Genomic DNA, 23,123 nt, shown 5'->3' on the forward strand with positions numbered 1-23,123 from the left:
GGCCGACGAACGGGTCGGGGTCACCCGAGCTCGGGGCCTCCCCCAGCGGCGGCGAGCACGCAGTCAGGATACGGCGCGGGCGGCAGGAGCACGCAGCCCATGAGTTCGCGGCCCCGTGGCGCGCTCCATTCGTCCGCGAGGCCGACGGATGCTTGCGCGAAGCGCTTCGACGCTGTTAGCGTCGCCGTCGCGAGCTCGTCGAAGCGCTTCACCAGCCCTTTGACGGCGGCCCGCGCCCGACGACGACCGGCACGAGGAGGTGCGCAGATGGTGACGATCCACGAGGTGGCGAAGGCCGCGGGCGTGTCGATCTCGACCGTCTCCTACGCCCTCTCCGGCAAGCGCGCGATCTCCGCCACGACCCGGGCACGCATCGACCAGGCCGTCGCCGAGCTCGACTACCGTCCGAACGCCGGCGCCCGGATGCTCGCCGGGGCCCGCACGAACATCCTCGCCCTGTCCGCCCCGATCCGGGAGGACGCGCACCTGCCGACGCACATGCGCTTCGTCACAGCGGTCGTCGAGGCTGCTCGGGCGCACGACGACGACGTGCTCCTGCTCGCCCGCGACGACGAGGTCACCGGCATCCGCCGCGTGGTGGACAGCTCGTTGGTGGACGGCGTGGTCGTGCTCGGGGTGTCCACGGACGACGAGCGCGCCGAGGTCGTCCGCCGATCCGGTGCCGCGGCCTCGTTCGTGGGTGTCCCGGGCGACACCACCGGGCTGACGTGCATCGACCTGGACTTCGCCGAGGCCGGACGGGCATCCGTCCGCCAGCTGGCCGCCGCCGGGCACCGCAGCATCGGGGTCATCGGGCACCCGGCCACGTACGTCGAACGGCACACCGGCTTCATCCGCCGCTTCGCCGACGCCTTCGAGGACGAGTGCCGCGCCGCCAGCGTCGCCACGCTGGCGCTCTACCCGTCCCTCGACCGCGCCGACCAGCGCCGTGCGGCGGACGAGCTGCTCGCCGGTCTGCCGGACATGACGGCGCTCGTGTTCCACTGCAACGAGCCCGTCGTCGAGGCCGTCCTCGCCCACCTCGTGTCCCGGGGCGTCCGCGTCCCGGAGGACGTGTCCGTCCTCGCCGCGTGCGCGAGCTACGACACCGACGTGCTCGAGGTCCCCCCTGTCCACCATCCCCCCTCCCGCTCGAGGAGATGTGTCGCGGTGCCGTGGAGGGCGCCGTCCGTCAGGTCGACGGTGCCCGTGAACCGGGCGTCACGCTCCTCCGACCGCGGTTCATCGACCGCGGGTCCATCCGACCGGTGCACTGACCGGCATCGCTCAAAGGCGCTTTCGACGGTCCGTCGTCGAAGCGCTTCGACAACCGAACCAGCCTCATCCCCCCTACAAGGAAGTAGCGACATGAAGAAGTCACGCCTGCTCGGCGCACTCGCCGGGCTCGCCGCGACCGCCGTCGTCCTCACCGGCTGTTCCGCCGGCGGGAGCGCCGACGACCGCAGCAACGAGGACGGCAAGACCCTGAAGCTCTGGCACTTCGAGTCCGAGGACTCCGCCATGGGCAAGGCCTGGAAGGAGTCGATCAAGGTCTTCGAGAAGGAGACCGGCGCCAAGGTCGAGTTCCAGGAGAAGAGCTTCGAGCAGATCCGGAAGACGGCCAGCCAGTCGCTCAACTCCGACCAGGCCCCGGACCTGATCGAGTACAACAAGGGCAACGCCACGGCTGGCCTGCTCGCCAGCCAGGGCCTGCTCAGCCCGCTCGACGACGCCGTGGAGAAGTACGGCTGGGACGACAAGCTCGCGAAGTCGTTGCAGACCACGGCCCGGTACGACGAGAAGGGCGTGATGGGCTCGGGCTCCTGGTACGGCGTGCCCGACTACGGCGAGTACGTCGAGTTCTACTACAACAAGGAGCTCTTCGAGGAGTACGGCGTCGAGGTCCCGAAGACCGAGGCCGACCTCGAGAAGGCCATGGCGACCTTCGAGTCGAAGGGCGTCACGCCGCTCGCCGAGTCCGCGGCGGAGTACCCGCTCGGCCAGCTCTGGTACCAGCTCGCGCTGACCAAGGCCGACCGGGACTGGGTCGACGACTACCAGCTGTACAAGAACCCCGTCGACTTCTCGGACGAGCAGATCAGCTACGCCACGAAGACGATCAAGGACTGGACCGACAAGGGCTACATCTCCGCCGACGCCACCGGCATGAAGGCGGAGGACGCGGGCACCGCCTTCATCAGCGGCAAGTACCCGATGTTCTTCTCCGGCTCGTGGTGGTACGGCCGCTTCGGCACCGAGATGAAGCAGGACTGGGGCACGTTCCTCTACCCCGGCGCAGAGATGTCGCCCGGCTCGTCGGGCAACCTCTGGGTCGTCCCGACCAAGGCGAAGAACAAGACGCTCGCCGAGGAGTTCATCGACATCACGCTCCGTCCGGAGATGCAGGCGATCATCGGCAACAACGGTGGCGTCCCGGTCGCGGCGACCGAGTCCGACATCACGGACGAGAAGAGCAAGGAACTCATCGCCAACTTCAACACGCTCACCGAGCGTGACGGTCTGGCGTTCTACCCCGACTGGCCCACCTCGACCTTCTACGACCAGTTGAACGCCGGTCTGCAGAGCGTCCTGAACGGCAGCAGCTCGCCCAAGCAGGTCAACGAGGAACTCGGGCAGCAGTACGCCGACGGCGTGAAGGCCGTCACCGGCTGACCCGCGGGTCTTCGGACCACCACGGTCGCTGACGTGACCACCTGCCTGGAGGCGCGGTGCCGGCCCGACCCGCACCGCGCCTCCCGGCCCCCCTCATCCCGCACGACCCCCCACCTCCCCGGAAGGGAAGCCCGACGATGGCGTCCAGTCCTCCTCTCGCGCCGCTCCGCGGCCGCGTCCCCCGCCCCCCGCCGCCGCGACGACGGCGCGATCATGCCCGCCTCCGGCCGCGGCAGCTACTGGTTCTACCTGCTGCCCGGCTTCGTGCTCCTGGCGGCGATCATCCTCGTGCCGCTCGGCTGGAACGTGTACCTGTCGTTCACGAACTACCGCGGGATCCTGCCGCCGCAGTTCACCGGCCTCGACAACTGGCGCCGGCTCATGGCGGACGGCCAGTTCTGGATCTCGTTCCGGAACAGCATCGTGATGATCCTCGCGATGGTGATCGTGCCGACCAGCCTCGGCCTCGTCCTCGCAGCCGCGCTGTTCGACGTCATCGGCAAGAAGTTCGGCGGCAAGCTCGCGAGCTTCCTCCGCGCCACCTACTACCTCCCGCAGATCCTGCCGGCCGTCATCGCCGCGATCGTCATCGGGTGGATCCTCCGCCCGGAGAACGGCGCCCTCAACGCGGTGCTCGGCGCGGTCGGACTCGACGGTCTGCAGCACAACTGGCTCGGCAGCCCGGACACCGCACTGCTCTCGGTCGCGGTCGTGCTCGTGTGGGTGCAGATCGGGTACCCGGTCGTCGTGTTCATGGCCGCCCTGCAGCGCGTCGACCCCGAGCTCTACGAAGCCGCGGAACTCGACGGCGCGAACTGGTTCCAGCGCTTCCGCTCCATCACCGTCCACATCATCCGGCCCGAGATCTTCGTCGTCGTGCTCACCTGCACGATCGCGGCGCTCAAGGTGTTCGGTCCCGTCTACGCCCTCACCGGCGGCGGCCCGGGCAACGCGACCATCGTGCCGAGCTACTACTCGTACAGCCAGTTCTTCCAGGCGCAGCAGGTCGGCTACGGCGCGACCATCGCCACCGCCCTGACGGTCGTCATCGTCATCGTCGCCATCGGGTTCATCGCCGCCCAGAACCGGGCCGAACGCAAGGAGGAGGCACGATGACCGTGTCCGCACCCGACACCAGGGCGACCGTGACCGCGGACGCAGGACGGGCCTCCCGGCCGACGACGAAGCCGCGCAAGCGGCCGGGCGAAGGCGGGGTCAAGCGGCCCGCCGACTGGGTCGTGCTCGCCGGCGGGGTCGTCATCGCGGTGCTCATCGCCGCGCCGTTCCTGCTCATCCTGCTCAACTCATTCAAGACGCCCGCGGACTACGCCGCCGGCGGGCCGCTCGCCTGGCCGTCCCAGCTGTCCTTCGACGGCATCACGACGTTCTGGAACCGGGTCGACTTCCCGCTGAAGCTCTGGAACAGCGTGTTCATCAGCGGCATGGTGGCGCTGCTCGCGGTGCTCATCTCGATCCTCAACGCGTTCGCGATCGGCATCGGCCGGGTCCGCTACCGCACCTGGATCGTGGTGCTGTTCATGCTCGCGAACATGCTGCCGCAGGAGGTGCTGCTCTACCCGCTCTACATGATGTTCAAGGGCATCGGGCTGTACGACAACGTGTGGAGCGTCATCATCGTCTTCACGGTGATCCAGTCCGCGTTCGGCACCTACCTGCTGTCGAGCGTCTACGGCACCTTCCCGAAGGAGATCCTCGAGGCCGCGGCGCTCGACGGCGCGGGTCGCTGGCGGGTGCTCTGGCGGGTCATCGTCCCGATCAGCCGCCCGACCCTGTCGGTCCTGCTCATCTTCTTCTTCATCTGGACGTGGAACGAGTTCCTCATCCCGCTGACCTTCCTGGTCAGCAACGACAACCAGACGGTCCCCGTCGCGATCTCCCTGCTGCAGGGCGACCGGCTCATGGACGTCACGACCACGAGCGCCTCGGCCCTGCTCGGGCTCATCCCCACGCTCGTGTTCTTCCTCATCTTCCAGCGCACGCTCGCGCGCGGCATCACGGCAGGAGCGGTCAAGTAATGAAGTTCACCGACGGGTTCTGGCAGCTCAGGCCCGGAGTCCACCCCGTGTACGCCGCCGAGGCGTACGACATCGACGCACGGCAGTCGCCGGAGGGCGACCGCCTGGTCGTCACGGCGCCGACCAAGGTCATCGCGTCGCGGGGCGACACCCTCAACCGTCCGACCCTCACCGTCTCGCTGTCCAGCCCCATGGAGGGCGTGGTCACCGTCCGCGTCGAGCACCACCGTGGTCGCCGACCCGAGCTGTCGTTCGACCTGGTCGGCCAGGAGGCGGGGCACGGCTCCGTCACGGTCGAGGACGGCGTCGGGACCCTCACCTCCGGCGACCTGTCGGCCGTCGTCACGCCCGGAGCCCCGTGGGACCTCCGGTTCCTGTCCGAGGGGCGGGTGCTGACCGGCTCCGGGCACAAGTCGCTCGGGTACGTCACGCTCGAGCCCGGCGCCGAGGTGTCGCGCGGGGTCGTCGGCAACGCCCGGGTCCAGGGCGCGGACGCCCCCCGCCTCGGACACGTTCGTGCACGCGCAGCTCGACCTCGGCGTCGGGGAGCTCGTCTACGGCCTCGGGGAGCGCTTCGGGCCCCTCGTGAAGAACGGGCAGACCGTCGACATCTGGAACGCCGACGGCGGCACGTCGAGCGAACAGGCGTACAAGAACGTGCCGTTCTACCTGACGAACCGCGGGTACGGCGTGCTCGTCGACCACCCCGGGCACGTCTCGTTCGAGGTCGGGTCCGAGACCGTCGAGCGCGTGCAGTTCTCGGTGCCGGGGGGAGTCCCTCGTCTTCCACGTCATCGGCGGGGGCAGCCCGGCGGCCGTCCTCGAGCGCTACACCGCGCTCACCGGCCGGCCGGCGCACGTGCCGGCGTGGTCGTACGGCCTGTGGCTGTCGACCTCGTTCACGACCGACTACGACGAGGCGACCGTGAGCTCGTTCGTCGACGAGATGGCCGCGCGCCAGCTGCCCGTCTCGGTGTTCCACTTCGACTGCTTCTGGATGCGCGAGTTCACCTGGTGCGACTTCGAGTGGGACCCCCCGGGTGTTCCCGGACCCCACCGGCATGCTCGGACGCCTGCACGACAAGGACCTGCGGGTCTGCGTGTGGATCAACCCGTACATCGGCCAGGCGTCGGCGCTGTTCGACGAGGCGGTCGATGGCGGCTACCTCGTGATGAACCCCGACGGCACCGTCTGGCAGTGGGACCTCTGGCAGGCCGGCATGGGCCTCGTCGACTTCACGAACCCCGAGGCCACCGCCTGGTACCAGTCGAAGCTCCGCGCGCTCGTCGAACAGGGCGTCGACTGCTTCAAGACCGACTTCGGTGAGCGCATCCCCCCTGGACGTCGTCTACGCCGACGGCAGCGACCCCGAGCGCATGCACAACCTCTACACGCAGCTGTACAACCAGGCCGTGTTCGAGGTGCTCGAGGAGACCCGCGGGAAGGGCGACGCCGTCCTGTTCGCCCGGTCCGCCACCGCCGGCGGCCAGCAGATGCCGGTGCACTGGGGTGGCGACAACACCTCGTCGTTCCCGTCGATGGCCGAGACGCTCCGCGGTGGGCTCTCGCTCGCACTGTCCGGCTTCGGGTTCTGGTCGCACGACATCGGCGGCTTCGAGGGCACGCCCGACCCGGCCGTGTTCAAGCGCTGGGTCCAGTTCGGACTCCTGTCGTCGCACAGCCGGTTCCACGGCAGCAGCTCGTACCGGGTGCCGTGGGCGTTCGACGAGGAGGCCGTCGACGTCACGCGGATCTTCACCGAGCTGAAGCTCCGGCTGATGCCGTACCTGTACGCGGCCGGGCTCGAGGCGTCGGCGCGGGGCATCCCCGTCATGCGTCCGATGCCCCTGGCGTTCCCGGACGACCCCACCGCGGCGTACTGCGACCGGCAGTACATGCTCGGCGCGGACCTGCTCGTCGCGCCGGTGTTCAGCGCGTCGGGCGAGGTCGAGTACTGGTTGCCCGCGGGGTCGTGGACGAACTGGTTCACCGGCGAGGTCGTCACCGGCGGGGTCTGGCGGCGTGAGCAGCACGGCTTCGACACCCTGCCGCTGTGGGTCCGCGAGGGTGCCGTGCTCCCGCTGTCCACGCGCACCGACCGGCCGGACCACGACTACCACGAGGCGCTCGAGTTCCGGGCGTTCCCGGGCTCCGCGGGTGCCGGCGCCCGGTCGGTCGTGGTGACGGCGCCGGACGGCCGTGCGGTGACGTACGACGTCGCCTACGCCGCCGACGGCACGGTCAGCTCCGTCGGCTGACCCGCGCGGGCCTGGACCCTTCGTCCGCGCTCAGCGACAGTCCTCGTGGCGACCGCCGCGAGGACCGTCGCTGAGCGCGGGTCCGGGGTGACGGGCGCACTACGCTGACGGGACCACGACGGATCGGAGCGGACATGACGGAGGCGAGCACTGCCTCCCGTCCGGTGCGCACCACGGACGTCGTCCGGCGGCGCAACCTCGCCCGGGTCCTCCGGCTCGTGCACGAGGGCGGGCCGATGCCGCGCTCGGCACTGACCCGTGAGACCGGCCTGAACCGGTCGACCGTCGCCGCGCTCGTCGGGGAACTCGTCGAGCTCGGCCTCGTCGTCGAGGGGGGGACGCGCCGCCCGCGACCGGCGTCGGCCGTCCGAGCGCGACCGTGTCGGCGTCCGCCGAGGTCGTCGCCCTCGCGATCGTCCCCGAGATCGACGCCGTCACGCTGGCCGTGATCGGTCTCGACGGCACCGAGCACGAACGTCGTACCGTCCGGACCTCGACCGTCTCCACCCCGGACGAGGCGCTGACCATCGCCACCGACCTCGTCGCCGGTGCTGCGGGACGGCAACGGGACGCCGGCCGCCGGGTGGTGGGCGTCGCCGTCTCCGTCCCCGGCATCGTGCGCGTCGACGACGGCGTGGTCCGGTACGCACCGCACCTGGCCTGGCGGGACGAGGCCTTCGCCGCCCCGCTGACGGAACGCACCGGGCTGCCGGTCCGGGCTGCGAACGACGCGAACCTCGGTGTCACCGCCGAGTTCCTGTACGGGGCCGGCCGTGGCGCCACCGACGTCGTCTACGTCAACGGCGGCGCGAGCGGCATCGGTGGCGGGATCATCACCGGCGGCCGTCCGCTGACCGGCACCGACGGGTACGCGGGCGAGCTCGGGCACACCTTCGTCGCGGCCAACGGCATCCGTTGCCACTGCGGTGCTGTCGGGTGCCTGGAGACCGAGGCGTCCCAGGCGGCACTGCTCGACGCCGCGGGGCTCGGGATCGACGAGGCCGACCGGCTCGGGGAGGTCCTCGCCGACGGGCCCGGGCCGGAGCTCGGCGCGGTCGTCGAACGGCAGGTCACCGCACTCGCCGTCGCGATCCGCAACGTCGTGCACACGGTCAACCCCGACGTGGTCGTGCTCGGCGGGTTCCTCGGCACGCTCCTGCGCCACGTCGGGACCCGCCTCGAGGACGCCGTGCGGGAGCAGACGATGACGGCGATGGGGGGAGGACCTCCGGATCGTGCCCGCCGAACTCGTCGGCAGTGTGCTGTTCCGCGGAGCGGCCGAGCTGGCCTTCGCGGCACTGCTCGCCGACCCGGCGGCCGGCTGAGTCGATCGGCCTGCACGCGACCGCAGTCCCGGCGCGAGCGAGCGCGGCGCCCGCGATCCGCGCGTGGTCGGGTGGACCCGCGGACGCCCGCCGCAGTTCGGGTCAGGGGCGGGCGTCCACGGCCAGCGCGTGCCTCCGGGAGTGGCAGGCGCGAGTCGTCGCTCCGCGAGGTCAGGGTCCCTCGTGTGCCTTCCGGCTGGGCGACTCGGGGAACGCTACGCCGTCCGGCTGGACCGTGCCCAGGGTGCGCCGAGCGGCTCGTCCGGCACCGACGGGCGCGGGGTCAGGCGGACCGGCGGCGCCGCGGGGCAGCGGAGCGTGGAGGTGCCTCGCGCAGTCGCGTCCCGACCTGTCCGAGGATGCGGGCGAGCGACTCGGTGTCCGCCTCGGACAGTGACGCGAAGAGGAGCTCCCGCACGAGTGCGATGTGCCCGGGGAACACGGCGGCGAGGACGTCGCGGCCGGCGTCGGTGATCGACACGACGACCCGGCGTTCGTCCTCGGGGGGAGGCAGCCCGCGACACGAGTCCGCGCTGGTCGAGCAACTGCGCCTGGTACGTCAGCCCGCTCCGGCTGTAGACGACGCCGTCGGCGAGGTCGGTCATGCTCCGGCTCCCGCTCGGGGCGTCACCGAGTCGGGCCAGGAGCTGGAACTGCACGTAGCTGAGCGCTCCGACGTCCTTGAGCTGCTTCTCGACCGCGGGGCGGAGCAGCGCGCTGACCTCGGTGAAGGACAGGTAGGCGGACAGCTCCGCGGTGGTCAGTGGGCGTGGGGTCTCCGGCACGATCTCCATCCTACCTGTTGCTTCGAGTTCGAAGCAGTGGTACGTTCTTGGCAAGTGCTTCGAACTCGAAGCAAAAACGAGAGGAAACGACCATGAAGGCCATCCAGTTCTCCGAAGTCGGCGGCCCCGAGGTGCTCCGCACCGTCGACGTCGAGCAGCCCACTCCCGGTGCCGGCGAGGTGCGCGTGCGCGTCGCCGCTTCCGCGTTCAACGCCGCCGACAACGGCATGCGAGCGGGGTTCCTCCCCATCCCGGTCGTCCTGCCGCACGTCCCCGGCTACGACGTCTCCGGCACGGTCGACGCCCTGGGCTCCGGCGTCGACGGGCTCGCCGTCGGTGACGCCGTCATCGGGTTCCTGCCGATGGAGCGCGACGGCGGCGCTGCCGAGTACGTCATCGCACCCGCCGAGGCCCTGGTGCACGCACCGACGAGCATCCCGCTCGAGGACGCCGCGGCGCTGCCGTCCGTGGCACTCACCGCGTGGCAGGCACTCGTCGACGACGGTGGACTCGAAGCCGGGCAGCGCCTGCTCGTCGTCGGAGCCGGTGGCGTCGTCGGGAAGTACGCGGTCCAGCTCGCGAAGCAGTGGGGTGTGCACGTCATCGCGACCGCGAGTCCCCGCAGCGCCGACGCCGTCCGGGCAGCGGGCGCGGACGAGGTCGTCGACCACACGACGACCGACCTCGCCGACGCCGTCACCGGACCGGTCGACGTCCTGCTCAACCTCGCCCCGATCGAGCCCGAGGAGTTCACCCGTCTCGTCACCCTCGTCCGTGACGGTGGCGTGGTCGTGAGCACCACCGCCTGGATGGCCGCTCCCGACGACGCCACCCGCGGGGTCCGCTCCGCCGTCGTGTTCGTGCTGCCGAACCGCGACCGCCTGGCGCGACTGGCCGCGATGGTGGACGACGGCTCGCTCCACGTCGAGGTCACCCGCCGCATCCCGCTCGACGCACTGCCGGCCCTGCACGCGGAGGCGAGCACAGGGCGCATCACCGGCAAGGTGGTCGTCCTGCCCTGAGCCGCACGAGCCCCGGGGTGGTCGTCAGCGTCAGCGGGTCGGCTCCGCCTCCGGCGCGGGCCGGGGTCCGGGTCAGGTCAGCGGCCGCGCCACCACGCGTGGTCGCGGTCCCGCAACGCGACCCGGGCCCGCCGCGCCCACCGACGCGTCGGCGTGGCACGGCGGCCGTTCACCCGGAAGGTGTGGAAGGCACGGCGGGTCCGGAGTGCGGCGGACGCCAGGCTCGAGAACGGCCGCGCGGAGACCCGCACCGTGAGCCTGCGGTCGGCCAGCACCCGCCACGCGGGGTCGAGCTGCATGCTCAGGTCGATGTCGTCGTGCACGTCCGGGTCCTCCCGGTGCACACGGTCGCGGACGGCGAGCCACGCCGAGCGACGGACCGCGGTGGCGGACCCGAAGATCGGCGGGCGGCCGAGTGCGCCGTGCATGAGCACGAAGTACGGCCCCATGTAGAGGACCGGCCAGAGCGCACGCACGACGGGCCCGGCGTCGGAGGGACGGCCGGGACCGGTCACGGCGACGACGTCCGGGTCCTCGAGCAGGCCGAGCGCGGCCGCGATCCAGCCGGGCGGCGGAACCGAGTCGGCGTCGAGACGGACGATGACGTCGCCGCTCGCCGTGTCGTAGCCGACTGATGCCGCGCGGGAGATCCCGGGGACCGGCTCGCTGCGGACCACGGCCCCGGCCGCGCGTGCCACCGCCGCACTGTCGTCCGAGCTGCCGTTGTCCACCACGACGAGCTCGTCCGCGGGATGGGACTGGGCGGCCAGTGCGGCGAGGCATCGCCGCAGGTGCTCGGCGTCGTTCCGCACCGGGATCACGACCGAGACGGAGGGCATGGCCCGAGCCAACCCGGAGGGCACTGGGAAGAACCCGCGATCCAGGCGCGGTCTGGCGTTCTGGGGGAGGATCGCGTCCGGGATCCGCGTGGATCGGCGTTCCTGGAGGTCGTCCCAGTGTCCGGCGCGCAGGTTCGGATCCACACGCCGTGGGTGCACCGCCCTCGGTGACGAAGAAGACCGGAAGGCCGACCATGACCACGAACCCACCCGGGAACGACTCCGGGACGCCCATCCACGACGCCACGGCTGCTGCCGAGGGGCACGAGATCCACCCCGGCGTCACGGTTCCGTCCTACGCCAGCGGCACGCCCGTCGAGCGCCCGTCCGGCTTCGACGACCTCGAGCCGCTCGACGCCGTCCCCGCCGACACCCAGCTCACCGCCGGCACCTCCGCCGCGGACAGCCTGACCGCCACGCCGTCCGCCTCGTCGGGTCACGACGACTCGGACTCGAGCGGTGGCAAGGCGAAGGCCCAGGCCGCCAAGGGCGCCGCCTCCGACGTCGCTGGTGACGCCAAGGAGAAGGCCGCGAACGTCGCCGGCACCGCCAAGGAGCAGGCCGCGAACGTCGCCTCCGAGGTGTTCGACCACGCCCGCCAGCTCTTCGGCCAGGCGTCCGGCACCCTGAAGGACCAGGCGGCCGGCCAGCAGCAGCGTGCCGCCGGTGGCCTGCGCACCATCGGTGACCAGCTCGGCAAGATGGCCGAGAACGACGACGAGCAGGGCCTCGCGGCGAAGGTCGTCCGCGACCTCTCCAGCCGTGCCAGCTCGTTCGCCGGCTACCTCGAGGGTCGCGAACCCGGCACGCTCGTCGAGGACGTGAAGTCCTTCGCCGCACGCCGTCCGGGTGCCTTCATCGCGATCGCCGCCGGCGCGGGCATCCTCGCTGGTCGCCTCACCAAGGCGCTCACGACGGAGATCAAGCACGAGAAGGAAGCCGAAGCGCGCAGCGCCGACCTGACCTCCGGCACCGCGGGCTACGACGCCACCCCGACCAGCACCACCGGGTACGACACCACCGGGCTCGGGACCACGGGCACGACCGGCTTCGGTACCACTGGCACGACCGGGACGACCGGGACGGGGCCGCTCGTATGAGCGAAGCCTTCCCCCGGCGCGACCGGTGGGACGGTGCCCGGGCAGCCGACGCCCGAGGAGCGCGCCGCGACGACACCCCTCGGCGAGCTCCTCTCCGAAGTGTCGCGTGACCTCTCGACCCTCTTCCGGCAGGAGGTCGCGCTCGCCAAGGCCGAGCTGACCGACTCCGCGAAGAAGGCCGGCAAGGGGGGCGGGCATGTTCGGCGGCGCAGGCGTCGCCGGGCTCTTCGCCCTGCTGTTCCTGACCATCGCCGCGTGGTGGGGCCTCGGCTACCTCATCGGCAACGCATGGTCCGCAGTGATCATCGCCGTCATCTACGCGATCGTCGCGGCGGTCCTGGCATCCCGCGGCCGCAAGGAGATCAAGCAGATCAACGGCGCCCCGCAGACGGTCGAGACCGTCAAGGAAGTCCCCGAGACACTCAAGCCCAACACCGGGAGGAACTGATGAGCACCCCAGACGAGATCCGCGCAGACATCGAGCGCACCCGCGGCGCACTCGGCTCGGACGTCGACGCGCTCGCCGACAAGGTGAGCCCGTCGCAGATCGCCCACCGCCAGACCGAGAAGGTCAAGGGCAAGTTCCAGGACGTCCGTGAGTCGGTCATGGGTGCTGCCGGCAGCGCTCGCGACTCCGTGATGGGCGCTGCCGACTCGGCTCGCTCCAGCGTCTCGGGCTCCGGCTCGAACGCCGCCGGGACCGTCAAGGACACCGCCTCGCGCGGCGTCGAGAAGGCGAAGGGCAACCCGCTCGCCGTCGGCCTCATCGCCTTCGGTGTCGGCTGGCTCGCGTCGTCGCTCCTGCCGTCCTCCACCAAGGAGGAGGAGCTCGCCGGTGAGCTGAAGGACAAGGCAGCGCCGCTCGTCGACAAGGCGAAGGAGCAGGCCAAGGAAGCCAGCGCCCCGCTCGTCGACGCCGCCAAGGAGCACGCGCAGGACCTCAAGGGCACCGCGCAGGACGCGGCCCAGACGGTCAAGGACGAGGCGCAGGGCGCCGCGGCCGACGTCAAGGACAACGCGCAGTCGTCCGCGGACGACGTCCGCAACGCCTGACGGACATAGTTCCAGACGGGAGGCCCGGTACCAGCTGGTACCGGGCCTCCCGTCCGTCCCGGGGTGGTTCCGCGACGGAACGTCCGCCGTCCGCGGACCTGTGGCAGCGGTCGCCGATCGGAGAGCAGGGTGGGACCATGCCCGATGCACCCACCACCGCCGTCCTCTTCGACATCGACGGGACCCTCGCCGACTCGAACTACGCCCACATCGACGCCTGGTGGCGGGCCTTCCGTGCCGCGGGGGGAGTCGGTGGACGCGTGGCGCATCCACCGGGCGATCGGGATGGACTCGTCGAAGTTGCTCGAGGAACTCCTGCCCGACGCCTCCGACGAGGTTCGTGACACGGCTAAGCAGTTCCACACCGCGTTCTACTCCGAGCACATGCCGCAACTCCGCCTGCTGCCCGGGTCCCGCGAACTGCTCGAGGCCGTCGCCGCGCGCGGGCACGCCGTGGTCCTCGCGACGAGCGCGCCGCAGAACGAACTCGACCGTCTGCTCGAACTCCTCGACGCGGACGAGTGGGTCACGGCGGTGACGGGCGGTGAGGACGTCGAGCAGGCGAAGCCGGCCCCGGACATCATCGGGGTGGCACTCGAGAAGGTCGGCGTCGACGCCGGGTCCGCCGTCATGGTCGGCGACGCCATGTGGGACGTCGAGTCCTCCGGCCGCGTGGGGGGTCACGTGCGTCGGGGTGATGACCGGCGGCATCGGTGGCGACGAGCTCCGGGGAGCCGGGGCGGCCGCCGTGTACGACGACCCGGCCGCGCTGCTGGCGGACCTGGACGACAGCCCGATCGGCTCGCTCGGTCGCCACGCGTGACGCGCGTGCCGGAGCGTGCTCCGGCGCACCGGCCACCGTGTCAGGATGGACGATCGTGATCACCATCGAACGCGTGCCCTGGGAAGACCCGCGCGGAGTCGCACTCCGCGCGACCATGGACGAGGAGATGCACGAGCGCTACGGCGACTCGAACCCCGGTGAGGCCCCCCGAGGTCACGGCCGAGCGGAACCGCGTGCTCTCCGTGGACCCGACGACGGTCGTCACCTCCCTGCTCGCGATCGACGAGGACGGCTCCGTGCTCGGGCACATCGCGGTGCGTCGGCTCGGGGACGAGATCGAGTTGAAGCGCCTCATCGTGTTGGCTGCCGCGCGGGGCAAGGGAGCGGCGACCGCGCTGCTCGACGAGTGCGCGCGGGTCGGGCGAGAGCAGGGGGGCCGAGCGTCTGATCCTGCAGACCGGCGACAAGCAGCCCGAAGCCGTGGCGCTGTACGAGAAGACCGGGTGGCAGCGCATCGACGTGTACGAGCCGTACGCCGAGACCATGCCGTGGTCGTACTGCTTCGCGAAGGCGCTCTGACCCTCCCCCCATCCGGGTCCCCGCTGTTCGGTCGCCGGTGTTCTGGAACCTGCTGCCGTTCATCACCGTGGCGTTCGTGCTCGCGCTCTTCATCCCGCAGATGCGGCTCGCCGATGTCGCCGGTCCCGACGGCCAGCCGGGACCGGTAGCCGCACCGCGAGGCGCCCCTGCGGACGCGGTCCGGGCCTCCCGGCGTCCCGGCCCGGTCGCTCCCGCTAGCGTGGGCGCATGCGCGTCGGAGTCCTCGACATCGGTTCGAACACCGGTCACCTGCTCGTCGTCGATGCCCACGGAGGAGCCGCGCCGCTGCCGGCGTCGTCGTTCAAGCAGGCGCTCCGGCTCGCGGAGCACCTCGACGACCGCGGCGCGGTGACACAGGTCGGGATCGACGCGCTCACCGACTTCGTGTCGCAGTCCGTCCGCGTGGCCGAGGACCGCGGGTGCGAGGAGATGCTCGGCTTCGCGACATCGGCGGTGCGTGACGCGGTCAACTCCGAAGCCGTCCTGGCCCACGTCCAGGAGCAGACCGGCGTCGAGCTGGCGGTCCTGTCCGGGTCCGACGAGGCCCGGCTGACGTTCCTCGCCGTCCGGCGCTGGTTCGGCTGGTCCGCCGGGCGCCTGGCGGTGTTCGACATCGGCGGTGGGTCGCTCGAGATCGCCGGCGGTGCCGACGAGGCCCCTGACGTGGCGTGGTCGATGCCGATCGGGGCCGCCCGCCTCGCGCGCTCGTTCTCCACCGCGGGGACGCCCACGGACGACGACGTGCGGCGCATCCGACACGAGATCCGCGTCGAGATCGCCCGTGACGCCGGTCGGCTGCTCCGTGCCGGGGCACCGGACCGGGCCGTCGCGACCTCGAAGACCTTCCGCTCGATCGCCCGGATCTGCGGCGCTGCCCCGTCGGCCGCGGGCGCCCTCGTCCCGCGGGTGCTCGACGGCGCGGTGCTGCGCGAGCGGCTGCCCGCGCTGCTGACGATGACGGTCGAGGAGCTCGCCGCGCTGCCGGGCGTCTCCCCGAGTCGAGCGCACCAGGTCGTCGCCGGTGCGCTCGTCGCCGAGGCGTGCCTGGACATCTTCGACCTCGCGTCGCTCGAGATCTGCCCGTGGGCACTCCGCGAGGGCGTCATCCTCGAACGGCTCGACCAGCTGTCCGTCCTCGGCTAGCCCCTCCCCACGAGCTGCGGGAGCGTCACCTGCGGGGCGGAGCCAGCAGCCAGGGGCGGATGAGCTTCGTCACGAACGGCAGCACCCAGAACGTCATGATCGGCGTGAGCACGAGCGTCGTGATGAGCACGCGGGGCAGCGCCGACAGGCCCGCGAAGGACGGCAGCAGCCACCCGACCAGGACCGTGAAGACCAGGTTCACCGGGAAGAACCCGAGCCAGATGCTCACCGCCTGCTTCCAGCGCGGGGGGAGCGGTCGAGGCCGGGGCGTCCTGCGGCACGTCGAACCACCCCTCGATGCCGGTGCGCTTCTCGACCCGCGACTCGACCACCAGGTCACGGCCGAGGTCGAGCCACCGCAGGCGGTCGTCCGAGTTCTCCCACGTCGTCAACGAGTCGTGGTCGGCGAACCGGTAGAGCATGTGCCACTCGCGGGACTGCGCCGTCGACCGCACCCATCCCGAGCCGAGGAACCCCGGGTAGCGGTTGGCGAGGTTCACGCCGGACTGCACCCAGCGGGTGACCTCCGGGATGCGGTCGGGTTCGACGAGGCGGGTGATGGACACGGTGACGGGCGGGCCGGCGGTCTCGGGTGACGACGGGGAGAGGCTCCCTGGCTCTTGTGGAGTCATCCGACCAGTGTCCCGGACGCGTGTTCCGCGCAGGTGACACGGCAGCGGGGCACCGCCCTCGACGGACGGTGCCCCGCTGCTCACACGGGCTGGTGATGGATCACTTCCGGGTGGTCACCGACACCTTCGTGACGGAGCTGATCGCCTTGCCGGACCCGTTCGTGAAGACGGCTCGGTACTGCTTCCCGTCCGTCGCTGCGGCGGCGGTGAACGTCCAACTCGTCTTCGTGGCACCCGAGGCCGTGGTCCAGCTCTTCCCGCCGTCGCTGCTGCGCTGCCACCGGACGATCGGTGTCGGCGAACCGGAGGCGGTCGCCGTGAGCGTGACCTTCGTGCCCACGGTGACGGAGACCTTCGCGACCGGCTGCTTCGTGACGACCGGAGCGGCCTTCGGTGCCGTGACGGTCTTCGTCTTGGCCGGGCTGGTGTTGCCCGCCACGTCGACCGCCCGGTACCGCACGGCCTTCGGCGTGTCGGCGATCGCGACCGGTCCCGTGTACGTCTTCCAGGTGGTCCCGTCGAGCGAGTACTGGATTGCGTCGACGCCGGAGAGCGCGTCGGTGGCGGTCAGGGTCAGCTTGCCCGTCGTGGAGCTGGTGACCCGGGCGACCGGGTCGGTCGTGTCGATGCGCACCGTCTGCTCGAGGAGCGTCGAGATCGACCCGTCCGCGCCCACCGCGAGGGCTCGGAGCTGGTGCTCGCCCTCGTCGGAGATCGCCACGGGGTCGGTCGCCGGCAGGAGTTCGCCGGAGTCCACGGACAGGTAGAGCCGCGCGTCGTCGTCCGTCGACGTGACCCGGACCTCGACCGGTGCGTCCGTCCAGCCCGCGGCGTTCGCCGACGGTGAGGCAGTGATCGCGACCGACGGCCCGTCGCCCGTCTGGTTCGTCAGGACACGACCCTTCGTGACCGTCTGGTAGCTGGTCAGGTCGGAGAACTGCGCCGTGTACGGCTCGACGGTGATGCCCGCCACGCCCTTCTGGCCGGCGAGCTGCTGGAAGCCGGCGGTCTGGGACGCGGTCGTGAGGATCCGGCTCGCGCTGCGCTGCAGGTCACCCAGGCGCAGGTTGTAGCCGGTGGCGGGGTAGGAGCCGCGGATTGTCACCGTGTAGGCGACGACCGGCGACGCGGGGTCGGCCGGGTCCTGACGTCGGACGTCGGACACGGTGATCCCGGCCTTCTGCGCCGCAGTGAGCGCGGTGCCCGAGAGCAGTGCGGTCACGTCGGCGTAGGCGGCCTGGACGGAGGCGTAGCGCGCGTTGCCGGCGTACGTCTCGTTGTTGATCGCATCCCGCGTCGTGGTGCCGGAGAGCGGCGCCTTCGACAGGTCGGTCGTCGCGTCGACCGTCGTCGACAGCGTCTCGGTCCCGGTGGCCGACGGCACGAGGCCGCCGAACTGCCAGGAGTACGAGGTGCGGGTCGGCGTGACCGTCCGGTTGTAGGCCGGGAGGCCCGACACGTCGATCGTCGGGTCGACCTTCTTCAGGGCGTTCAGCACCTCGTTCGGGTTGCCGCCCGGCTCGATGAGGTCGTTGCCCGCGTACATGACGCCCGTCGCGCCGGTGCGCGGACCGGCCCCCCCAGTCGGTCATGACCGTGCCGGCGAAACCCCATTCGCCGCGGAGCACGTCCGTGTTCAGGTCGTAGCTGCCGGACGCGTACGTGCCGTTGACCTTGTTGTACGACGTCATCACCGACATCGGCTGCGCGCTCTTCACGGCGATCTCGAACCCGCGCAGGTAGATCTCGCGGCTCGCACGCTCGCTGATCACGTCGTTCGACGTGGTGCGAGCGGTCTCCTGGTTGTTCCCGTAGAAGTGCTTGATCGTGACGCCGACGCCCGGGATGCTCTGGACGCCCTTCGTGGTCGCCGCGGCGATGAGCCCGGTGAGCAGCGGGTCCTCCGAGTAGTACTCGAAGTTGCGGCCGTTGAGCGGGTCGCGGTGGATGTTCATGCCCGGTGCGAGCCACAGCGAGACGCCGTACTCCGACATCTCCTGGCCGACGGCCTCACCCACGCGCTGGACGAGCTCGGGGTCCCACGTCTGCGCGAGCAGCGTGCCGATCGGCCAGGCCGTCCCGAACTGGTAGGTCGCCGGGTTGGAGGCGATCTTCTGCGTGATGCGCAGACCGGCGGGACCGTCGGCGAGGGTCATGCCCGGCAGGCCGAGGTCCTCGTACTTGGCGGTCGTGTACCCGGCGGCGCCGACGGCGGTCGCGGTCGTCCCGGCGGCGCTGGCGCCCTCGACGATGTTCGCGAGCTGCGTGGCGCTCAGCCCCGCGACGAACTGCTCCATCGAGATCTTGCCGGTCTTGACGTCGAACAGGGTCGAGCCCGGGACGACGGTGACGCCCTCGGTCTCCTCTCCGGTCTTCGCCTGGTACGGCGCGCCGGTGCCCTCCCAGTTCGTGCTGGCCGCGTCGACGTACGCGGTGACCGAGGCGATCGTGTCGCGGTCGAGCGCGTAGTACGGCGAGTCGGTGCCGACGGGGACGTCCTGCTCCTCCTTCGAGGAGTGGTCCGGCGCGGCGAAGCCCGTCGTGTCGAGGGGCAGGACCGGTGCGTCGGCGAGCTGGCGCTCCTCGTCCGGGTAGGTGAAGAAGTCGGCCGGGTCGCTGGTGCGCTCGGTGGCCGGGGCCTGGTCGTCGAGCTGGTTCGACAGCTGCTCGACGGTCGTGGTCGCGCCGAGGCGGAGCTTCGCGGCGACGGTCGTGTTGCGCGACGAGTCACCGACGCGGATCACGTAGTCGCCGGCCTCCATCACGTTCGTGGCCTTTTCCTGGTCGTACGACGCCATGTCGGTGGTGTTGTACCGGATGGTGACGGTCTGCGAGGCGCCGGGGGGCGAGGCTGTCGGTCTTCGCCGAGCCCGCGAGCTGCTGGTACGGCTTGTCGAGTCCGGTCTGCGGGGCCGAGAAGTACGTCTGGACGACGTCCTTGCCCGACGCCTCCGTCCCGACGTTCGTCACGCGTGCCTTGACCGTCACGGACGACATGTCCGCCGTGACGCCGAGCGGCTCCACCTGGAACTGCGTGTACGACAGACCGAAGCCGAAGGGGTAGTCGACGACGCTCGCCGGGTCGGCGCGGTTGATCGACCCGTACATCGAGTCGAAGTACCGGTACCCGACGTAGATGCCCTCGGTGTACTGCTCCTCGGCGCTGTTGCCGTCGTTGTTCGCGAACGACCCGGAGGCCGGGTAGTACGAGTACTTCGACGCCCAGGTGTCGGTGAGCTTGCCCGAGGGGGGTGACGGTGCCGTTGAGCACCTCGGTCAGTGCCGTGCCGCCCTCCTGCCCGGCCTGGCTCATGAGGAGCATCGAGTCGAGCGGCTTCCCGCCGTCCGGGTCGACGGCCGCCGCGTTGATCTGGTCGAAGAACGCCGTGTCGACGACCCCGCCGACGTTGAGGACCACCACGACCTTGCCGTAGGTCTGTCCGATGAGTTGGAGGTCGTCCTTCTCGAGGTCGGTCAGCTGGTAGTCGCCGGCGCCGGACGACCGGTCCGCACCCTCACCGGAGTTGCGGGACAGCACGTAGAGCGCGGTGTCGGTCGGTGCTGTCGGCTGCACGGTGGTGCGGGTGAGGCGCTGCTCGACGGACGAGTAGTCGATGGTGGGGCCGAAGATCCCGCCGCCGCTGGTGTTGCCGTACTTCGCGTCGAACGCCGTCTTCACCGCGTCCGAGTACGCCCGGTCGGTGGTGATCTGGTAGCCCGCGTTCTCGAGGCCCTGACGCACGGAGACCGACGAGCGGTTGTTCACCGCGCCCGAGCCGGTGCCGCCCTTGACGGTCGCGTAGGCGCCGACGCCGTAGACGGCCACCGTCCCGCTGCTCGCCATCGGCAGCGCCGAGTCGTTGTTCTCGAGCAGGACCATGCCCTGGGTCGCCGCTTCCTTGCTCAGCGCGGCGTTCGCCTTCTCGAGGGGCCCGGGGTTCGGGTTGGTGGTGGCCGCTTGCGCGAGCCCGGTCCCGGCGACGACGAGCGCCCCCCGTGACCCCGGCCGCGAGGGCGGCCTTCGCGGCGACCACGAGGGGCCGCCTGTTCTCCACATGCATCGAGTTGTCCTCCCTGACAACGTCGGACGCGTCGGCGTCGACCCGCGCCGCGTCCCTGCGTCTCAGGTCGTCCCGACCGACGCGAGGGGTCTGACGGAACAATCCCGGACGCTATTCGGCTTTGGAGGGGACTGTCAATGCACAAATGTGCGGGGCCGTCATGTTTTTCGGCCGCCTCCAGACTGAAGGCCGACGGCGAGTCGCTTCACCATCGGGCCATGACGGTCAACGGTGTCGGGCGTCGCTCCGCGACCGCACGCGGGACGAGGTCCTCGCCGCGGTGCGCGCCGGGGGAGGCTCGACTCGCGCCGAGCTCGCCGAGCTCGCCGCGCTCGCCGAGCTCGCCGGGGTCCGCCGCTCGGCGCAGCCGGCGATCGCCCGGGCGGTCCAGGTCCGGCCGGCAGCGCTCGGGTCCGACTCCGAGCTCGTCGGGGCGCTCGACCTCGCGGCGGCGTGTCAGCCCGCCTGATCATCCTCTCCACACCGGTCCACTGAAGTACTGGAACATCAGTAGAGTGGAGCGATGACCCTCACCATGCTCGCGACCGTTCCGCTCCTGCTCATCACGACTGCGCTCCCGTCCGGAGCCGTGCCGTCCACCGAGGCGGCACCTCCCACCACGTCTGCCGGCGTCGTCAGTGCGCTCGAGCAGATCGGGCGCACCCAGACCGCGTCGGACATCAGCGCCGTGCGTGCTGCGGGCGGCGCCGTTCTGCTGACCGACCCGGACACGAGCGAGGTGGTCGCGGCCGTGTCGGCTGAGACGCCCCTCGGGCGCGCGCTGAACCCCGTCACGCCGGGCTGCTCCACGACGTCGCTCTGCATGCGGTCCGCTGCGAACGTGCCCTACGGCTACAGCGGAGCGGGGACGCGCACCGGGACCTGGAAGAACATCGCGCAGATGGCGCCCGGCGACCGTCGCTCGCGGTTCGAGTGGACCTCAGGGGGGTCTGACGCTCGCGCCCGGGGAGACGAACATCTTCGGTCGCCCGGTCACGATGAAGAAGATCAGTCGCTGATCGTCCGCCGTCTCCCGCGGCGGAGCAGCCGGTCTGTGCCGCGGGAGGTCGAGCCGGGGCGCGACGTGGTTCGATCCAGACCATGAGCACCACCGACCGTGACGTCCACCGCACCGAGCGGGGACGGAACGAGACCCCCCGCAGAGCGCTGGGACCGCAACTGGTCCGACATCCAGCAGGAGCTGCGCATCGTCCAGACCGGAACGCAGATCCTCGCCGGGTTCCTGCTGACGCTGCCGTTCCAGCAGCGCTTCGCGTCCCTCACCGCGCTGCAGGAGACGGTCTACCTCGTGCTCGTCGTGCTCGCCGTCGTCGTCACCGTGGTCGCGCTGTCCGCGGTCGCGACGCACCGCCTGGTGTTCCGGCAGCGGCAGAAGCACGACCTGGTCCGGGTGGGCAACGTCATCCTGCTCACGGCCCTCATCGCGAGCGCACTGCTGTTCGCCGGCACGGTGCTGTTCGTGTTCGACGTGGTGCTCGGGGACCGCGGGGGCGTGGTCGCCGGCGTCGTCGTCTTCGTGGGGACCGCCGCGCTGTGGACGACGCTGCCGACGGTGCTGCGCCGCACCTCGCGCGACGTCGAGGAGTGAGCGCGCGGCGGGGCTAGCTCGCCTTCTGCTTCGCGGCCGGTGCCTTGACCGGGGTCTTCTTCGTCGACGTCTTCTCGGCAGGGGCCTTCGCTGCCGGCGCTCCGTCCGCCGACGCCTTGCTCGCTGACGCCTTGCTCGTCGACGACCCGCCCGCCGAGGCCTTCGCGGCCGGGGTCTTGCGCGTCGACCTCTTCGCCGCCGGTGTCCGCTTCGCAGGCGCCTCCTCAGCGGCCGCATCGTCGTCTGACGTCGACTCGCCGGAGCCACCGCCCTGCTTCCGCGATCGCCCCGCCGGACGCGCCCCCCGAGCCTCCCGACCGGTTCTTGTCCACGGACGCGCGCAGCGCCGCCATCAGGTCGATGACGTCCCCACCGGTGTCGTCGTCGTCAGCCGCGTCCTTGCCGAACGTCTCCGCGGTGTCGACGTCGTCACCGGACTCCAGCTTCGCGTCGATGAGCTGCTGCAGCTCCTCCTGGTACTCGTCCGTGTACCGGTCCGGGTCGAAGTCGGTCGACATGCTCTCGACGAGCGAGGACGACATCTTCAGCTCGTTCGCGCTGACCTTCACCGAGGTGTCGAGGGCCGTGAAGTCCGCCGCACGGACCTCGTCGCCCCACAGGAGCCCCTGGAGCAGCAGCACGTCGTCGTGCACGCGGAGCACCCCGAGCCGGGTCTTCTGACGGAGGGTGAACTGCACGATCGCCAGGCGGTCGGTCTGCTCGAGGGTCTTGCGGAGGAGCACGTACGCCTTCGGGGAGCGCGAGTCCGGCTCGAGGTAGTACGTCTTCTCGAACATCATCGGGTCGACCTGGTCGACGGGCACGAACTCGAGGACCTCGATCTCGTGCGACTGCTCCTGCGGCAGCTGCTTGAAGTCGTCGGAGGTGAGGACCACGGTCTTCTCGCCGTCGTCGTACGCCTTCTGGATGTCGCCGTACTCGACCTCGTGGCCGAGCTCGCAGACGCGCTTGTACCGGATGCGGGCCTTGTCCTCGTCGTGGATCTGGTGCAGCGAGACGTCGTGCGTCTCGGTCGCCGCGTACACCTTGATCGGCACGTTGACGAGCCCGAACGCGATGGAGCCCTTCCAGATCGACCTCATGCGCTCATGATGCCCGGATGCATGCGGATCGGCGCTCAGTTCCGAGCGGATCGGCAGGTGCGGCGGGCGGCCGCTCGCCCTCCACAGCCGGGAGGCGCG

General features: G+C 71.0%; 20 protein-coding genes and 5 pseudogenes. 17 read left to right on the forward strand and 8 right to left on the reverse strand.

Going from position 1 to position 23,123, the window contains the following annotated elements:
* Nucleotides 1–20: 20 nt before the first annotated feature.
* A complete protein-coding gene (locus DEJ15_RS03525; RefSeq protein ID WP_284175616.1) occupies nt 21–212 on the reverse strand; it encodes a hypothetical protein in 192 nt (63 codons plus the stop codon).
* A gap of 55 nt (nt 213–267) precedes the next feature.
* On the opposite strand from DEJ15_RS03525, the gene DEJ15_RS03530 reads away from it, so the two are divergent.
* From DEJ15_RS03530 to DEJ15_RS03555, 6 genes and pseudogenes are all read left to right on the forward strand, one after another.
* A complete protein-coding gene (locus DEJ15_RS03530) occupies nt 268–2,673 on the forward strand; it encodes an extracellular solute-binding protein (RefSeq protein ID WP_284175617.1) in 2,406 nt (801 codons plus the stop codon).
* 213 nt (nt 2,674–2,886) lie between these two features.
* A complete protein-coding gene (locus DEJ15_RS03535; protein ID WP_110891462.1) occupies nt 2,887–3,789 on the forward strand; it encodes a carbohydrate ABC transporter permease in 903 nt (300 codons plus the stop codon).
* Nucleotides 3,786–4,709, forward strand: coding sequence for a carbohydrate ABC transporter permease (locus tag DEJ15_RS03540; RefSeq protein WP_110825558.1), 924 nt, complete (start codon nt 3,786–3,788; stop codon nt 4,707–4,709). The genes DEJ15_RS03535 and DEJ15_RS03540 overlap by 4 nt, the downstream gene beginning before the upstream one ends.
* Nucleotides 4,709–6,968, forward strand: a pseudogene (gene yicI, locus DEJ15_RS19335) (alpha-xylosidase). Before DEJ15_RS03540 ends, yicI begins: the two are co-directional and overlap by 1 nt.
* Before the next feature lie 134 nt (nt 6,969–7,102).
* Complete coding sequence (locus DEJ15_RS03550) at nt 7,103–7,417, forward strand: MarR family transcriptional regulator (protein WP_284175618.1); 315 nt, start codon at nt 7,103–7,105, stop codon at nt 7,415–7,417.
* A pseudogene (locus tag DEJ15_RS03555) lies at nt 7,414–8,115 on the forward strand (ROK family protein); the annotation flags it as partial. The gene DEJ15_RS03550 and the pseudogene DEJ15_RS03555, both read left to right, overlap by 4 nt.
* A 393-nt stretch (nt 8,116–8,508) precedes the next feature.
* Here DEJ15_RS03555 and DEJ15_RS03560 read toward each other — a convergent pair.
* Nucleotides 8,509–9,087 (reverse strand): MarR family transcriptional regulator, encoded by a 579-nt coding sequence (locus tag DEJ15_RS03560; RefSeq protein ID WP_349814934.1) that lies wholly within the window; start codon nt 9,085–9,087, stop codon nt 8,509–8,511.
* An 83-nt stretch (nt 9,088–9,170) separates the two neighbouring features.
* On the opposite strand from DEJ15_RS03560, the gene DEJ15_RS03565 reads away from it, so the two are divergent.
* Nucleotides 9,171–10,100 carry an NADP-dependent oxidoreductase gene (locus tag DEJ15_RS03565; RefSeq protein WP_110825554.1) on the forward strand — a complete coding sequence of 310 codons (930 nt, stop codon included), beginning with the start codon at nt 9,171–9,173 and terminating at the stop codon, nt 10,098–10,100.
* Between the two features lie 77 nt (nt 10,101–10,177).
* Here the strand turns inward: DEJ15_RS03565 and DEJ15_RS03570 are convergent, their stop codons facing one another.
* Complete coding sequence (locus tag DEJ15_RS03570; RefSeq protein ID WP_110825553.1) at nt 10,178–10,939, reverse strand: glycosyltransferase family 2 protein; 762 nt, start codon at nt 10,937–10,939, stop codon at nt 10,178–10,180.
* A gap of 194 nt (nt 10,940–11,133) precedes the next feature.
* Here DEJ15_RS03570 and DEJ15_RS03575 point away from each other — a divergent pair, with 194 nt between their 5' ends.
* The 7 genes and pseudogenes from DEJ15_RS03575 (at nt 11,134) to DEJ15_RS03605 (ending at nt 15,619) form a co-directional block, all read left to right on the forward strand.
* The gene (locus DEJ15_RS03575; RefSeq protein WP_110825552.1) at nt 11,134–12,039 is read left to right on the forward strand and encodes a hypothetical protein; all 906 of its coding nucleotides are present in this window, start codon (nt 11,134–11,136) and stop codon (nt 12,037–12,039) included.
* A gap of 33 nt (nt 12,040–12,072) precedes the next feature.
* Nucleotides 12,073–12,487: pseudogene (locus DEJ15_RS03580) on the forward strand (phage holin family protein).
* A 17-nt stretch (nt 12,488–12,504) separates the two neighbouring features.
* Nucleotides 12,505–13,092: pseudogene (locus DEJ15_RS03585) on the forward strand (DUF3618 domain-containing protein); the annotation flags it as partial.
* A 137-nt stretch (nt 13,093–13,229) separates the two neighbouring features.
* Nucleotides 13,230–13,436 carry a hypothetical protein gene (locus DEJ15_RS03590; RefSeq protein ID WP_284175619.1) on the forward strand — a complete coding sequence of 69 codons (207 nt, stop codon included), beginning with the start codon at nt 13,230–13,232 and terminating at the stop codon, nt 13,434–13,436.
* Nucleotides 13,378–13,974: an HAD family hydrolase gene (locus DEJ15_RS03595; protein WP_284175620.1), complete on the forward strand. Its 597-nt coding sequence runs from the start codon at nt 13,378–13,380 to the stop codon at nt 13,972–13,974. Before DEJ15_RS03590 ends, DEJ15_RS03595 begins: the two co-directional genes overlap by 59 nt.
* 198 nt (nt 13,975–14,172) lie before the next feature.
* Nucleotides 14,173–14,256: pseudogene (locus DEJ15_RS03600) on the forward strand (GNAT family N-acetyltransferase); the annotation flags it as partial.
* 427 nt (nt 14,257–14,683) lie between these two features.
* Nucleotides 14,684–15,619, forward strand: a complete 936-nt coding sequence (locus DEJ15_RS03605; protein ID WP_110825549.1) for a Ppx/GppA family phosphatase — start codon at nt 14,684–14,686, stop codon at nt 15,617–15,619.
* On the opposite strand, the gene DEJ15_RS03610 is transcribed toward DEJ15_RS03605, so the two are convergent.
* From DEJ15_RS03610 to DEJ15_RS03625, 4 genes are all read right to left on the reverse strand, one after another.
* Complete coding sequence (locus DEJ15_RS03610; RefSeq protein ID WP_349814799.1) at nt 15,616–16,185, reverse strand: antibiotic biosynthesis monooxygenase; 570 nt, start codon at nt 16,183–16,185, stop codon at nt 15,616–15,618. The two genes, DEJ15_RS03605 and DEJ15_RS03610, sit on opposite strands and share 4 nt — an antisense overlap.
* Before the next feature lie 166 nt (nt 16,186–16,351).
* Nucleotides 16,352–17,356 carry an OmpL47-type beta-barrel domain-containing protein gene (locus tag DEJ15_RS03615; protein ID WP_284175621.1) on the reverse strand — a complete coding sequence of 335 codons (1,005 nt, stop codon included), beginning with the start codon at nt 17,354–17,356 and terminating at the stop codon, nt 16,352–16,354.
* The gene (locus tag DEJ15_RS03620) at nt 17,304–19,049 is read right to left on the reverse strand and encodes a glycoside hydrolase family 3 protein (protein ID WP_284175622.1); all 1,746 of its coding nucleotides are present in this window, start codon (nt 19,047–19,049) and stop codon (nt 17,304–17,306) included. Before DEJ15_RS03620 ends, DEJ15_RS03615 begins: the two co-directional genes overlap by 53 nt.
* Entirely contained in the window at nt 19,013–20,308 is a 1,296-nt protein-coding gene (locus DEJ15_RS03625) for a glycoside hydrolase family 3 C-terminal domain-containing protein (protein ID WP_284175623.1), read from the reverse strand. The genes DEJ15_RS03620 and DEJ15_RS03625 overlap by 37 nt, the downstream gene beginning before the upstream one ends.
* Before the next feature lie 284 nt (nt 20,309–20,592).
* On the opposite strand from DEJ15_RS03625, the gene DEJ15_RS03630 reads away from it, so the two are divergent.
* The 3 genes from DEJ15_RS03630 to DEJ15_RS03640 are packed head-to-tail and all read left to right on the forward strand — an operon-like array spanning nt 20,593 to nt 21,921.
* Nucleotides 20,593–20,781 carry a hypothetical protein gene (locus DEJ15_RS03630; protein WP_110825546.1) on the forward strand — a complete coding sequence of 63 codons (189 nt, stop codon included), beginning with the start codon at nt 20,593–20,595 and terminating at the stop codon, nt 20,779–20,781.
* Between the two features lie 54 nt (nt 20,782–20,835).
* Nucleotides 20,836–21,417 (forward strand): hypothetical protein, encoded by a 582-nt coding sequence (locus DEJ15_RS03635; protein WP_284175624.1) that lies wholly within the window; start codon nt 20,836–20,838, stop codon nt 21,415–21,417.
* Between the two features lie 12 nt (nt 21,418–21,429).
* Nucleotides 21,430–21,921, forward strand: a complete 492-nt coding sequence (locus DEJ15_RS03640) for a DUF6328 family protein (RefSeq protein WP_284175625.1) — start codon at nt 21,430–21,432, stop codon at nt 21,919–21,921.
* A 224-nt stretch (nt 21,922–22,145) separates the two neighbouring features.
* Here the strand turns inward: DEJ15_RS03640 and ku are convergent, their stop codons facing one another.
* On the reverse strand, nt 22,146–23,024 hold the full coding sequence (ku, locus tag DEJ15_RS03645; protein ID WP_284175626.1) for a non-homologous end joining protein Ku: 879 nt from the start codon (nt 23,022–23,024) through the stop codon (nt 22,146–22,148).
* Between the last annotated feature and the right edge of the window lie 99 nt (nt 23,025–23,123).

It is taken from the genome of Curtobacterium sp. MCJR17_043, assembly GCF_003224315.2.
Lineage (GTDB): Bacteria > Actinomycetota > Actinomycetes > Actinomycetales > Microbacteriaceae > Curtobacterium.